12 protein-coding genes and 1 tRNA gene are annotated in these 13240 nt (G+C 57.6%); 4 read left to right on the top strand and 9 right to left on the bottom strand.

Annotation, left to right across the window (positions count from 1 at the left end):
- Window positions 1-119 precede the first annotated feature (119 nt).
- The 3 genes from ACR0AM_RS08430 to ACR0AM_RS08420 form a co-directional block, all read right to left on the bottom strand.
- Window positions 120-1142 carry an aspartate-semialdehyde dehydrogenase gene (locus tag ACR0AM_RS08430; protein WP_480474325.1) on the bottom strand — a complete coding sequence of 341 codons (1023 nt, stop codon included), beginning with the start codon at window positions 1140-1142 and terminating at the stop codon, window positions 120-122.
- A gap of 103 nt (window positions 1143-1245) precedes the next feature.
- Window positions 1246-2277 (bottom strand): glycosyltransferase family 4 protein, encoded by a 1032-nt coding sequence (locus ACR0AM_RS08425; protein ID WP_480622633.1) that lies wholly within the window; start codon window positions 2275-2277, stop codon window positions 1246-1248.
- A gap of 21 nt (window positions 2278-2298) precedes the next feature.
- Window positions 2299-3471, bottom strand: a complete 1173-nt coding sequence (locus tag ACR0AM_RS08420; RefSeq protein ID WP_480622632.1) for an MFS transporter — start codon at window positions 3469-3471, stop codon at window positions 2299-2301.
- 140 nt (window positions 3472-3611) lie between these two features.
- Here ACR0AM_RS08420 and ACR0AM_RS08415 point away from each other — a divergent pair, with 140 nt between their 5' ends.
- Complete coding sequence (locus tag ACR0AM_RS08415) at window positions 3612-4754, top strand: DUF3095 domain-containing protein (RefSeq protein WP_480622631.1); 1143 nt, start codon at window positions 3612-3614, stop codon at window positions 4752-4754.
- A gap of 4 nt (window positions 4755-4758) precedes the next feature.
- Here ACR0AM_RS08415 and ACR0AM_RS08410 read toward each other — a convergent pair whose 3' ends face one another.
- Window positions 4759-5529 (bottom strand): HpcH/HpaI aldolase family protein, encoded by a 771-nt coding sequence (locus ACR0AM_RS08410; RefSeq protein WP_480474321.1) that lies wholly within the window; start codon window positions 5527-5529, stop codon window positions 4759-4761.
- A 189-nt stretch (window positions 5530-5718) separates the two neighbouring features.
- Between ACR0AM_RS08410 and hpaR the strand changes: the two genes are divergently transcribed.
- Both hpaR and ACR0AM_RS08400 read left to right on the top strand, forming a co-directional pair.
- Window positions 5719-6153, top strand: coding sequence for a homoprotocatechuate degradation operon regulator HpaR (gene hpaR / locus ACR0AM_RS08405; protein ID WP_480494048.1), 435 nt, complete (start codon window positions 5719-5721; stop codon window positions 6151-6153).
- 602 nt (window positions 6154-6755) lie between these two features.
- Entirely contained in the window at window positions 6756-7454 is a 699-nt protein-coding gene (locus ACR0AM_RS08400; protein ID WP_480493991.1) for a fumarylacetoacetate hydrolase family protein, read from the top strand.
- A 3-nt stretch (window positions 7455-7457) separates the two neighbouring features.
- On the opposite strand, the gene ACR0AM_RS08395 is transcribed toward ACR0AM_RS08400, so the two are convergent.
- On the bottom strand, window positions 7458-8669 hold the full coding sequence (locus tag ACR0AM_RS08395) for a winged helix-turn-helix domain-containing protein (RefSeq protein WP_480622630.1): 1212 nt from the start codon (window positions 8667-8669) through the stop codon (window positions 7458-7460).
- A complete protein-coding gene (locus tag ACR0AM_RS08390) occupies window positions 8666-9691 on the bottom strand; it encodes a LacI family DNA-binding transcriptional regulator (RefSeq protein WP_267366879.1) in 1026 nt (341 codons plus the stop codon). The genes ACR0AM_RS08395 and ACR0AM_RS08390 overlap by 4 nt, the downstream gene beginning before the upstream one ends.
- A 115-nt stretch (window positions 9692-9806) precedes the next feature.
- Between ACR0AM_RS08390 and ACR0AM_RS08385 the strand changes: the two genes are divergently transcribed.
- Window positions 9807-9883, top strand: a tRNA-Arg gene (locus tag ACR0AM_RS08385).
- Window positions 9884-10083: 200 nt separating this feature from the next.
- Here ACR0AM_RS08385 and arsJ read toward each other — a convergent pair.
- The 3 genes from arsJ to ACR0AM_RS08370 are packed head-to-tail and all read right to left on the bottom strand — an operon-like array spanning window position 10084 to window position 13174.
- A complete protein-coding gene (arsJ, locus tag ACR0AM_RS08380) occupies window positions 10084-11349 on the bottom strand; it encodes an organoarsenical effux MFS transporter ArsJ (RefSeq protein WP_480622629.1) in 1266 nt (421 codons plus the stop codon).
- Window positions 11346-12344, bottom strand: coding sequence for an ArsJ-associated glyceraldehyde-3-phosphate dehydrogenase (locus ACR0AM_RS08375; protein WP_480622628.1), 999 nt, complete (start codon window positions 12342-12344; stop codon window positions 11346-11348). The genes arsJ and ACR0AM_RS08375 overlap by 4 nt, the downstream gene beginning before the upstream one ends.
- The gene (locus tag ACR0AM_RS08370) at window positions 12341-13174 is read right to left on the bottom strand and encodes an arsenate reductase/protein-tyrosine-phosphatase family protein (RefSeq protein WP_480622627.1); all 834 of its coding nucleotides are present in this window, start codon (window positions 13172-13174) and stop codon (window positions 12341-12343) included. The genes ACR0AM_RS08375 and ACR0AM_RS08370 overlap by 4 nt, the downstream gene beginning before the upstream one ends.
- Window positions 13175-13240 lie beyond the last annotated feature (66 nt).

Genomic DNA, 13240 nt, shown 5'->3' with positions numbered 1-13240 from the left:
ACTCGCGGAAATCAGGTGTTATATTCCCGCAAAGGTTGCAGCCCGGATGGACGACTGCAAGCACAAAAAAGGGCCGCCTGCAAAGGGCGACCCTTGGGGGTTTTCAGCTTCGCGAGCCCTCAGCCCTTTTTCAGGACTTCCCGGCCCAGCAGTTCGGCGATCTGAACCGCGTTCAGGGCGGCACCCTTGCGCAGGTTGTCGCTGACGCACCACAGGTTCAGACCGTTTTCGATGGTCGAATCCTGGCGGATGCGGCTGATGAATGTGGCAAAGTCGCCTGCGCACTCGATGGGCGAGACGTAGCCACCGGCTTCGCGCTTGTCGATCACCATGATGCCCGGCGCTTCGCGCAGGATATCGCGGGCTTCGTCTTCGTCCAGAAATTCCTCGAACTCGATATTCACGGCCTCGGAATGGCCGACGAAGACCGGAACGCGGACGCAGGTTGCGGTGACCTTGATCGACGGATCGACGATCTTCTTGGTCTCGACAACCATCTTCCACTCTTCCTTGGTCGAGCCGTCTTCCATGAAGACGTCGATCTGCGGAATGACGTTGAAGGCGATCTGTTTCTGGAACTTCTTCGGTGCGACTTCGGTGGTTGGGTTGTAGACGGCCTTGGTCTGATCCCAAAGCTCATCCATACCTTCCTTGCCGGCACCCGAAACTGACTGATAGGTCGACACAACAACGCGCTTGATCTTGGCGCGGTCATGCAGCGGCTTCAGCGCGACAACCATCTGCGCGGTCGAGCAGTTGGGGTTGGCGATGATGTTCTTGTTCTTGTAGTCGTGGATCGCCTGCGGGTTACATTCCGGCACGATCAGCGGAATCTCCGGGTCATAGCGATAGAGCGACGAGTTATCAATCACCACGCAACCCGCCGCCGCCGCCTTTGGAGCGTAGACTTTGGTCGCCTCGGAACCCACGGCAAACAGCGCCATGTCCCAGCCGGTGAAATCGAACGTGTCCAGATCTTTGGTCGTAAGGGTCTTGTCGCCAAAGCTTACTTCGGTACCCAGCGAGCGACGGCTTGCCAGTGCGGCAAGTTCATCAACCGGGAACTGGCGTTCAGCCAGAATGTTCAGCATTTCGCGGCCCACGTTGCCCGTGGCGCCGACGACTACGACGCGATAGCCCATTTCATGTCTCCAAAGTTAAGGACGCGCGTTCATAGCCGCGTTGCGGCGAAGAAAAAAGGGCTATCAGCGGGGTTTTCAACGACTGATGCCGAATTCAAGCGGTTCAATCGTTCAAAAGTCGTTCATATAGCGCAACCAGCGTCTTTGCTTCGCCCTGAATGTCAAAATTCTGCTCGACATGGGCGCGGGATGCCTGGCCCGCTTGTGACAGGGAATCATTGCTTTTCAGCATTAGGGCAATCGCCTCGACCAAGGCAGGAACATCATCGGGGGCTACCACCTTGCCAAAGGATGGATCAGTAATGATTTCGGAAAACGCGCCGACATCTGTGGCCACGACCGGAACACCGCAGGCCATTGCTTCGAGAGGGGTCAAACCAAATCCCTCCCACCTTTGTGGCGCAACAAACAGGTCCAGGACCTGATACCATTCAGCAATCTGATCTACGGTCACCTCGGGCTTGAAAAGGATGCGATCAGACAAGCCAGCTTTGGCGACTTTAGTCTTCAGTTCGGCCAGAAAAGCGGTGTGTTTCTCGGTTGCCCGGCCCATGACGATGCCTGACACTATTTCGAACCGTCCGCACACGTCAATCATGGCGTCGACAAAGGCATCCGTGCCTTTTTGGTGTCGGATACGGCCGTAACACCCTAACAGTACCCCATCCGGCAGCCCCAGCCGAGCACGGACGGCGGCCTTGTCTGAAGGCGGAACGAAGTCTTCTAGGTTGATGCCATGCATCACCACCTGCGAGTCTCGCTCAAGATACCCTGCGGTTTTGCGCGAGGTTGCAACGACAGCATCCATCTTGCCGATCAGCCATTTGGTATAGCCTGTGTGCGGCCGTTGGGACGCGCTTGTGAACAGCATTTTGAGTTTCAACCGGAACACATTGCGCAGGATGAGCCCCAGTAACATCTCGGTGTTGCGGCGCGCGTGCCAGACCCGCCTTTTACGACGCGACAGGAAAGGCAGTCGACCAAGCGGGATGTGCGGAGTGTCAGCGGGCAGACCTGGCCCGGTGGCGGCGATGTCGATCCATTGCGTCTGCAGCGGAACCAGCCTTGCTATGGTCGCTGTTACGCCCGACAGTCTGCGTTTCAGATTTGGGGCTATGACAACGGGGTCGTTCAACGGACTCTCCTGATGGCTGCGTCAATCCACACTATCCCGGCTGAATAGATAGATCACGCACCCTATGGCAAGAGTGACCGCAAAAAACCCGAATATTGCTGTGTAGGGCACGGTTGATCCGTCTTGCACGGTGGCTGCGTGAATACGCCCGGTGACGAATTGAGCAATGCCAACGCCGCCGATGCCGAAAAGATTCAGCAATGTCACACCACGCCCCACCAGATGCGGAGGTACGAAGGCCCGGCCATGAGCCATGATGACCGGAAAGCTGGCACCGGTAAAGCCGATCACGGCCATCAGCAGGACGGACAGCCATGTTGCATTATCAATCCACAGGCAGAGCAGGCCCAGCGCAACTGAACCCAAAGCGTTGCCAGCGAAAACCACCCATTTCCGGGTGCCAAAAATACGGTCCAGTGGTCCGTAGACAAAAGTGCCCGCAATCATGGCCGCGCCCATGATCAGCGTTGCGGTGCCGATCTGAGTGGAACTGAGGCCGAAAACGTCATTCAGGTACGGCCCGGCCCACAGCCCGCGCAGCGCTGCAGCGGGGGCGTAAGCAACCAGCATCAGGGGCAGGATCAGCCACAAGGCAGGCTCCTTCAGCAGATCCAGCAGCGATCCCTTGTGTTCTGTTTCGACCTTCGCAGGGTCGTGAACAGTCAGCCAAAGGCCCAATGCGATTGCGGCGGACACCACGGCAAGCCCGACCATCGTACCGCGCCACCCCATCCATTCCACGGCAAGCGCGGTTGGATAAGAAGCCACCAGATTTCCAACGGACCCTGCGCCCAGCATCACGGCCGCTAATGTAGCAAACCGCGCCGGAGGGTATTCGCGTGCAAAGATATAGTAGGAGGCCATAAGGACCGGAGAGCACCCGACACCGATCAGGCCCATGGCTATGCTGATGTGCAAGGGCGTTGTTGCGGCTGCGAAAACCGCCGCTCCACCTGCCCCGCCCACCAGAAGCAGCGCGGCGGACGTGAAGCGGGGCCCAATCCTGTCCAGCGCCCATCCGACCGGGATCTGCATGACGGCGAACACGATAAACCAAAGACCGGAAGCAAAGGCCAGATCTTCGGGCGCGGCACTGATGTCACGCTCCAGATCCAGGCTGAGAACCGCAAGGAAAGCACGGAAAAACTGGCTGAGCACATAGCCCAGGCATAAAACCACCAAACCTGCCTGCATATTCAGCCCTTTCCTGCTCGTCCGAGGGAAATGCTTGGCACGCCGTGATGCAACGCACAAGCCTGTGTATATTGTTTCAAAGTCAGGACATGGCTCGCCTTACGGCTATCTTTGTCAAAACACTGATTCCGAGGGGGAGCATGAAAGACCTCCAGTCCGCATTTTACGAAAACCTTCCCTTGCAGCGCGATTTTACCCGTCTGGCAGACCCCGCGCAGTTTTCAAAACTGCCCGGTGATTGGGTTCTGGGTGTTGCTGATATTGTCGATTCAACGGGCGAAATCGCGCGGGGCCGGTACAAGACTGTCAATACTGTGGGCGCTGCGGTAATTTCGGCCATGATCAACGCAATGGACGGCGCGTTGTTTCCATATGTCTTTGGCGGCGATGGGGCGGGGTTTGCTGTCCCGCCCGGAAAAGCTGAAATCGCCCGGACTACGCTGGCGGATTTGCGGCGCTGGGCAGATGAAGAATTCTCCATGCCTTTGCGGGCAGCGCTGGTGTCGGTGGCTGATATTCGCAAAGCGGGTAAGGATCTGCGCGTTGCGCGCTATGCACCCTCTACCGGAGTGGATTACGCCATGTTTTCCGGTGGTGGTCTGGCCTGGGCCGAGGCCGTGATGAAAGCCGGGCAAAATATGGTTACACCCGCCGGGCCAGGTGCGCAGCCGGATCTGACAGGCCTGTCTTGCAGGTGGTCCAACAGCCCGGCCCGTCACGGTCAGATCGTTTCGCTGGTCGTACAGCCCACACCGTCAGCAACCGAACGGGACTTTGCCGATCTTGCGCAATCCGTCCTGTCCGCGTCGGAAACACTGGATCGTGCAGGCCATCCAGTGTCGGAAAAGGGTCCGCCCATAGCGTGGCCTCCACCCGGCCTTGACATCGACGCTCATGTGTCGCGCAACGGGCGTCATGTGATTATGCACAAACTCGTCCTGCTGGTTCAGAACCTGTTGATCGCGGTACTGTTCAAAACTGGCCTGCGGATGGGACGCTTTGAGCCGGACCATTACAGACATATGGTCAGCAGTAATGCCGATTACCGAAAGTTTGATGACGGGCTGAAAATGACGTTCGACTGCGATCCGGACACGTTGCGCCAAATCGAACACCTGCTTGAAGAGGCGCGTCGCCGGGGGAAAATCAGATACGGTTTGCACGCACAGGACGAGGCGATGATGACATGTATCGTCCCCTCGGCCATGCGGGATGACCATGTGCATTTTGTTGATGGAGCCTCGGGCGGCTATGCGCAGGCCGCTGCGGCCATGCGCAGTTGACTGTTTAGGATGGTTTCCATTGCCCGGCCAGCGCGCGAGCCGCCTGCGCCAGCAGCATCACATCTATGCCGACCGCCAGAAATTGTGCGCCCATGTCCAGATAGGTCTGACGTGCTTCGTCATTGGTGGCAAGGATGCCCGGCGCTCTGCCTGCGGCCTTGATCCGGGCCAGGGCGTCCGCGATGACCTCGCGCACCTCGGGTGCGGCGCTGTTGCCCTTGTACCCCATGTCGGTTGACAGATCAGCGGGACCGATGAAAACGCCATCCACACCTTCGACTTGAAGAATGTCATCCAACGCGGCCAATCCGGCGCGGGTTTCCACCTGCAACAACAGGCAGATTTCCTGATCTGCGGTCTGGATATAGTCGCTTGTCGACCCATACATCGTGGCGCGCGATGCCGCTGCACCAACACCCCGCACCCCGTCCGGCGGATAACGGCAGGCACGGACCAAGTCCTGCGCCTGAGCGGCGCTTTCGACAATCGGAACCAGTACTGTTTGGGCGCCAGCATCCAGAACCATCTTGATCAGCCAGGTCTCTCCGACAGGAACCCGCACAACGGGATGAGATGCGCTGCTGGCCAAAGCTGTCAGCTGATCCCGGATCGAGCGGATATCATTTGGTGCGTGTTCACCATCGATCACCAGCCAATCGAAACCCGCGGTTCCCATGATCTCGGCGGTGACGGATTCAGCAAAGCTCATCCAGCAGCCAACCTGCAGTTTGCCCTGTATTAGAGCCTGTTTGAATGCGTTTTGTGGGGCTGCCATGCTGAAACCTCATATTTCGACCGCAGGGGGTGAGAAGGACAAGAAGCGGATGTCGATGGCATCTTCAACGGTCGTTTTGAATTGTCCAGCCCGAAATCGGCCCGCATGACGGTGCAAATTCGGGTGCGGGCGCTGCTGCTGCGTGTCGGGTTGCTTGCTTATATCCCGGATTTCGGTGATAATTTTCTTATGACCGACGATCTCCCTCTGACGTCGCGATCTTTGCCCATTGCGCTTTTGCGGGCGCGGGAAAAGGTTATGGGACCCATTCGAGCAATGCTGGCTGACGCTGGCGTCACGGAACAGCAGTGGCGGGTGTTGCGGGTGTTGAACGAAGAAGGCCCACAAGAGCCGACCCACATCGCCGATCGCGCCTGCCTGTTGCTGCCAAGCCTGACGCGCATTCTTCAGAAGTTGGAGAACCGTGGACTGATCACGCGGCGCAGCCATCCGGCTGACCGACGGCGTCAGGTTGTTGAGATCAATACAAAAGGGGTTCAGATCATTCGTGCCAATCTGGCTGCAAGCACGGCCCAGGCGGAACGTATTCGATCTCAGCTTGGACCGGACAAGCATGAGTTACTGCTGGATCTGCTGAACGAGTTGAAGGACCTCGACTCCTGATTATTGGCACTGTATCCGATGTCGTTGGCAGTGACCCCGCCGGAAACTGTAGGGGGAGTCTCCGACGGGGCGGCCAGACCCGGACTGGTCGTTGGTGCCTGGCCCAAGACCGGTTACGTCAAACCTGACGGTCCGGCCTGTGCTTCGGAGTATACGAAAAGCCTGAAATGTGGCTCTGAACAGGGTCTTTTTGGCCCATGGGGGAGGGGCCTAGCACCTATACTCTCCGAAACTGGTTTAGGCAGTTGCCGATCGGTAAATGGGTCAGCGTATGGTTTGTCGACGTCACTTTGGTGGAATGCTTTACCAAAGCTGCTGTTCTGAATTTTGACGCCGCACCGAAATCGGCACGGGCCTGACTACCTGAGGATTTAGCCCGGCTTTTGACTGAGCCAAGAGTTGTTTCGATCTGTTTGTGTACTGGTGAGACCATAAAAACTGATGAAACCAATTTTTGACACGGCGTCAGTCATTCAGGTCAGAATTGAGCCGTTTCACGCTGAAACACCTCCTCGAGATTGGCGAAATACAGCGTGTTTTCCGGGCTTGCTGGCGGGTTTGGCAGACGTAATATGGAAGATACGCAACCTTCAGGGATTATCATGCCAAACAGCCTGTTTTCGCTTCCGGACCCGATCACCATCCCCGTTGTCGGCGCGGCGGCCGGATATCCCATTGGACGGATCTTCTGTGTCGGTCGAAACTATGCTGCCCATGCCGCAGAAATGGGGAATGAGGTGGATCGCGAGGCACCTTTCTATTTCACTAAATCCGCCCCGAACGCTGTACTCTCAGGTGCGACGGTTCCTTATCCTGCCGGGACCGAAAATTACCACCATGAGATGGAATTGGCATTGGCCATTGGAAAACCCGTGTTTCGCGCCACCAGTGCGCAGGCGTGGGATGCCATTTTTGCCTATGGCTGCGCCCTGGATATGACGCGCCGTGATCTGCAAATCCGCGAGCGCAACAAGCAGCGGCCCTGGGATCTGGGAAAGGACGTCGAAAACGGAGCGGTCTTTGCGCCGTTGACACCAGCTGCCGACTGGACCCCGGAGGATGACAAGCGCATTCGGCTAAGCGTAAACGGAGAGTTGCGCCAGAACGCGACCCTGGAGGAGCTGATCTGGAAGATCGACGAGATTGTCATGCACCTGTCCGGCTTTTACCACCTGCGCCCCGGTGACCTGATCCTGACCGGTACGCCGGCTGGCGTTGGTCCAGTCGTTGCAGGGGATGTTCTGACAGGTGAGATTGATGGGCTGGAACCGATCAAATTGTCCCTGTCCGACGCAGAATAGACCCTATTTAGGGTCTTTCAGCCAGTCCTTGGCGAAAGTCACATGTTCCACACCGGCCAGTCGCCGCACCCGGTCCAGCTCGGCGTTCAGGCGTCGGGTACGGGCATCTGACCAGCGCACACCGCGCTCGGGCCAGAGCGCTTTGACATGCAGCAGGTCACGATCGCGGTGGGCCTTCATATCGATACGGCCAATCATACGGTCGCCCTCGAGCAAAGGAAAAACGTAGTATCCATAGGTTCGTTTGGCCTCGGGGACGAAAACCTCGATGCGGTAGTGAAAGCCGAACAGCCGCTCGGCCCGGCGGCGGTCGCGCAGCATGGGGTCAAACGGGCTGAGCACGCGAATGTGGCCTGGTGGTTGCGGTACTTCGGTCGTCAGGTTTGGGCGGGCGTATGTCTTGCGCAGGCACCCATCGGCACAGGTGACCTCGATTTCTTCAATATCGCCACTTTCCAGCGACGCCGCGCACCAGTCTTTTGCCTCAGCCGCGCTGACGGTGTCCCAGAAAGCCGCCAACTCTCCGGATGTTGCAAATCCAAGCCGGTCCAATGCGGCGTTGCACAGCCAATCCACGGTCGCTTCGGCATCACAGGGCGTGTTTCCGGGGCAGAGCTGTGTTTCAATCACGCGCTCTGTCAGATCATAGCGTTTCTGGAACCCATCCCGACCGACGACGGTCAGGGCACCCGAGCGCCACAGATACTCCAACGCGGTTTTCGATGGGTGCCAGTCCCACCACCCGCCCGAGCCCTTCTTTTCATCCTTGCCAACATCCGAGGACGACACCGCCCCATGGTCGCGGATGTGTTGCAGGACTGTGTCAAACTGCTGTTCGAACCCATCCCGCCGCCAGTTCTTCCACCGCGCCTTCAACATATCCGCATCCCGCTGAAAGCGCAGATGCCAATGCTGATAGAATTTCATCGGAATCACCGCCGCATCGTGCGTCCAATGCTCGAAAAGCGCGTTATCCTTTTCATAGAGCCTTTTTAGGTCGGCGCTGCGATAGGCGGGCCTGCGCGAGAACAGGATCATGTCATGGGCACGGGCAACGGTGTTGATGCTATCAAGCTGAACAAATCCAAGCCGGTGGATCAGATCCAGAAGCGCGGAACCTTTGGCCGAGCCTGAGGGTTGTTCACCCAATACGTGCCGGTCCATGAAGATCGCCCGGGCCGTCCGGTTGTCGAGCCTTTTCAGGGATGTGTTCATCGCCGTTTCAGCGTGTCACCATAACTGATCGTGGGGGTCAGAGTAACGCGTGTCTCGATCTCGGTATCAGGATTTTCCAGACGTTCGGCGATGATCTGGGCGGCTTGACGGCCGATTTCCAGACGACAGGCGTCCATCGTCGCGAGTTTTCGGGGCAAGCCTTGCAAAAGCTCGACATTGTTGAACCCGGCCAGGCCGATCTGTCCCGGAATATCGATACCCTGTTCCAGCAGGTACAGCAGGCCACCGGCCCCGATCATATCGTTCGAGTAATACAGGAAATCCAGCTCGGGTGAGCGTTCCAGCATGGCCTGGGTCATCTCGCGCCCTTTGGCCAGGGCCGATCCACCGGAATAGAACTCGCGATCCTCGATCTCGATCCCGTGCTTGCCAAGAACTTCGGTAAAGCCTTCGAACCGCTTTCGTGCGCGGTGATCCAGTGGCATCTTGGTGCCCATGAAACCGATATGCTGATACCCGGCCTTCAGGATTGCCTGTGCCATTTCGCGCCCCGCGCGGCGGTGTGAGATCCCCACCATCGCATCCACCGGCTTGCCATCCGTGTCCATGATCTCGACCACCGGAATACCTGCCGAATCCAGCATAGCGCGCGCGGCCTCGGTATGTTCAAGCCCCGCAATGATCACGCCGGAAGGCCGCCACGAGAGCATCTCGTACAGCACTTTCTCCTCTTTCTCGGGCAGATAATCGGTTACCCCGACCACCGGTTGCAATTCGGTGTCTTCCAACACCTGATTGATGCCTGTCATCACCTCGGGGAAGACCATATTCGAAAGCGAAGGGATGATCACCGCGATCAGATTAACCCGGCTGGACGCCAATGCGCCCGCGATCTTGTTGGGGACATAGCCAAGCTCCTTGGCGGCGGCCAGAACGCGGGTGCGGGTGGCGTCAGACACATCCCCCCGGTTACGCAGAACCCGGCTTACCGTCATCTCGGATACTCCGGAAGCCTCGGACACATCACGAAGGGTAAGCGGGCGTTTGGTTTCACTGTTCACGGGAGGCACCTGCGTTGTTGTTTTGTCCGATGGTAGCGTGAACAGGTCGGCGTGTACAACAATTGTGCAAAGGCGATGACAACCCGGAAAATCCCGGTTACAGAGAGCCTGACAAGGCCCCGTGGCTCAACTGGATAGAGCAGCCCCCTCCTAAGGGGCAGGTTGCAGGTTCGAATCCTGCCGGGGTCACCAAAAATACCGTATTGTTTAACAGATACCGGGTTTCCGCGGCCAGTGGCGCCGTCATGATTTGCTAAGCTTTGCGAGGTCATATGCCGAAACATATAGAATTCTCGCTAATCGTTCTTCAATAACCTTGCGCAGCCGCTCCGATCAGAATGCCACCGATCATGGCAAGAGCGATCCAGTCCGTGAGATATCGTTCGAAATGGTCACGTCAGTGCTTCGGAGGTTTGATCCGTCAGTTTGCCTGAAGTCAACGCAGCAAGGGCCACCATCACGGTCGCGGTCCCGAGGACCAGTGGCAATCCTCCGATCTGGTAGGTCAGGCCGGACAGAACCGTGCCGATCAGCCGTCCTGTTGCATTTGCCATGTAATAAAATCCGACATCCATTGTCACACGTTCGGACCGGGTGAAAGCCAGGATCAGATAGGAATGCAGCGATGAATTCACCGCAAAGATTGCTCCGAAGATCAGCAGCCCAGCCACAAGCGTTGTGGTTAGCCAGGTTTCAGGCCCATGTGACAGCGAAACGGCCAATGTTAGAGACGCAGGAACGCAGAAAAGGGCACTCGCCCACCTGCGTGCCGCGCGGATCAAATCGCCTTCGGTTCGATCCGCCGCACGAAGGATCTTTGGCGCGTAGGCCTGCACTGCGCCATAGAGGATGACCCACACCGCCATGAATGTTCCGATCATGAAGAACGCGGAACGGTTGCCGTCCTCGGTGCCATCCGACAGGACGGCGTAGAAATAGATCGGGATGCCGACCACGAACCAGACATCGCGCGCACCGAACAGAAAGACCCGCGCCGCGGACAGCCAGTTCACATTGGCGGATTTTGACAATACTTCCGAGAATTTCGCCCCTTTTCGCCCCTTCGGCAGGCCCGCTGGCATGAACAGGATAACTGCGAACAGGATCAGTGCCAGAACCGCCGCCAAGACCAGGATTGCCGCCATGAATCCCAACGTGGCCAGCATGGCCGCGCCCAACAGGAAACCCAGCCCTTTGACGGCATTTTTTGATCCGGTCAGCGCAGCGACCCACCGAAACAACCCTCCGCCCTCGGCCGGGGCCAGTAATTTGACTGATGATTTCGACGACATCTTGGCCAGATCCTTGGCCACTCCGCTTGCCCCCTGTACCATCATCACAAAGATGACCGAGGCGGTAACGGTCCAGTGCGGATCAAGCTGTGTCATGGCAAGCAACGCCACCACCTGCAGCCCCAATCCTGCATACAGGGTGGACGTTAGCCCGAACCGGGCGGCAATCCAGCCTGCGGCCAGGTTGGTGACGATCCCAGCAATCTCATAAAGCACAAACAGATAGGCCAGCTGAACCGGTGAGAATCCCATGGTGTGAAAGTGCAGCAGCACCAACATCCTGAGCGCCCCGTCAGTCAGCATGAAGGCCCAATAAGCCGCCGTGACCGCGACATAAGCCGACAGTCCTTCGGGCCGCTGGGTCACAGCGAGGACCCGACCATCAGCGCCACATCCACCAAGCGGTGCGCATAGCCCATCTCATTGTCGTACCACGCATAGATTTTCACCTGTGTCCCGTTTATCACCATGGTTGAGGGCGCATCGACAATCGAGGAGCGTTTGTCATTGGTGTAATCGGTAGATACCAGAGGGCGGGTTTCATAACCCAGAATATCCTTCAGGTCACCCTCAGCCGCCGCTTTAAAGAGGGCGTTGACCTCGTCAACCGTGGTGGCCCGCTCAACTTCGAATACGCAATCGGTCAGCGAGGCGTTCAAAAGCGGCACCCTGACGGCGTGACCGTTCAGACGCCCTTTGAGTTCCGGATAGATCAGCGTGATGGCGGTGGCCGAACCGGTGGTCGTCGGGATCAGTGAGTTGAGGGCCGACCGTGCGCGCCGCAAGTCCTTTGCGGGCCGATCAACGATTGTTTGCGTGTTGGTCACGTCATGGATCGTAGTCATCGACCCGTGGCGGATACCCAGATTCTCGTGGATCACCTTGACCACCGGCGCCAGGCAATTCGTTGTGCAAGAGGCCGCTGTCACAATTTTATGGGTCGCGGGGTCATATGTGCTTTCATTCACTCCGACAACGATATTTGCCGTCGGGCCGTCTTTGACCGGGGCAGAGACGACGACTTTCTTTACCCCGGCATCAAAATACGGGGCCAGCTTGGCCTCGGTTTTGAACACGCCCGTACAGTCGATCACGACATCAACGCCATCCAGCGGCAGGGTGTTCAGGTCTTTCGTGCCGATGAACGGCAGGCGGGCTCCATTCACAGTGATGCTGTCGGCATCAAAGCTGAATTCTGCATCCCAACGCCCGTGTACCGTGTCGAACTCCAACAGATGCGCGTGCATCTGGGGGTCGCCGACGGCATCGTTGATCCAGGCAATCTTTGCGCCCCGTTCCAATAAGGGCTTCAGGGCCAGTTTCCCCATTCGGCCAAGGCCGTTCACAGCGTAAGTCGTCATGGCGCATCCTCAAGTGGCGACCGCGCGATTTCATCAACGGCGGATTGCAGTGTGATCCGGTCCAGGCTTTCAACCGGCAGCGATGTAAAGGCTTGAACCCGACGCTTCAGCGCGCCGTACGCGTTTTGAAAGGCCAGGCTTTTCTCGGCATCGGTGCCTTCTGCCTTGACCGGATCCGCCATGCCCCAGTGACCGCTGATCGGCTGGCCTTCCCACGCGGGGCATTCTTCGTTCGCAGCCTGATTGCAGACCGTAAAGACGAAATCCATTTCGGGTGCGCCCGGTCGCGAGAACTCGGATACGTTCTTGGAGCGGAGCGCCGAAGTATCATGCCCCTTGTCTTGAAGGACCCGAATTGCAAACGGGTTGAGCTCGGAAAACGGCCGTATGCCGGCCGAATAGACATTGAACCGATCCCCGCCGATATCCCGCAAAAGGGATTCGGCAAAGATCGACCGGGCAGAATTACCCACGCAAATGAACAACACATTGAACTTTCGGTCAGCCATGGTTTCGCGCCCTTTGGCCAAGGGCATGCAAAGATCGGGTCGGCCACGGCAGCAATCCACGAGCAGGAAATCGAACATGTGCTGCACGTTCTTCATCTCAATCGAATAGAGCAGTGACGTCCCGGATCGTTCCTGCTTGACCAGCCCGGATCGCTGCAACGCGTTGAGATAGTTCGACAAGGTGCTGGACTTGATCCCCAGTTCCGACGCCAGTTTCCCCGCTGGAACAGTGTCAGGATACCGTCGCATCAACATGCGAAATACGGTGATACGTTGTGGGTGGCCAAGGATGGCCAGCTGGTTGGTTATCTCTTTTATCATATTTCACGAAATATAGAATAATAAGTTTAGGGTCAAAGCTACTCATGCGTCGTTACAAAAATTTCA

Source organism: Ruegeria sp. AD9 (assembly GCF_056542305.1).
The sequence above is the reverse complement of the archived record's forward strand: the minus strand, read 5'-3'. Positions and strand labels throughout refer to the sequence as shown.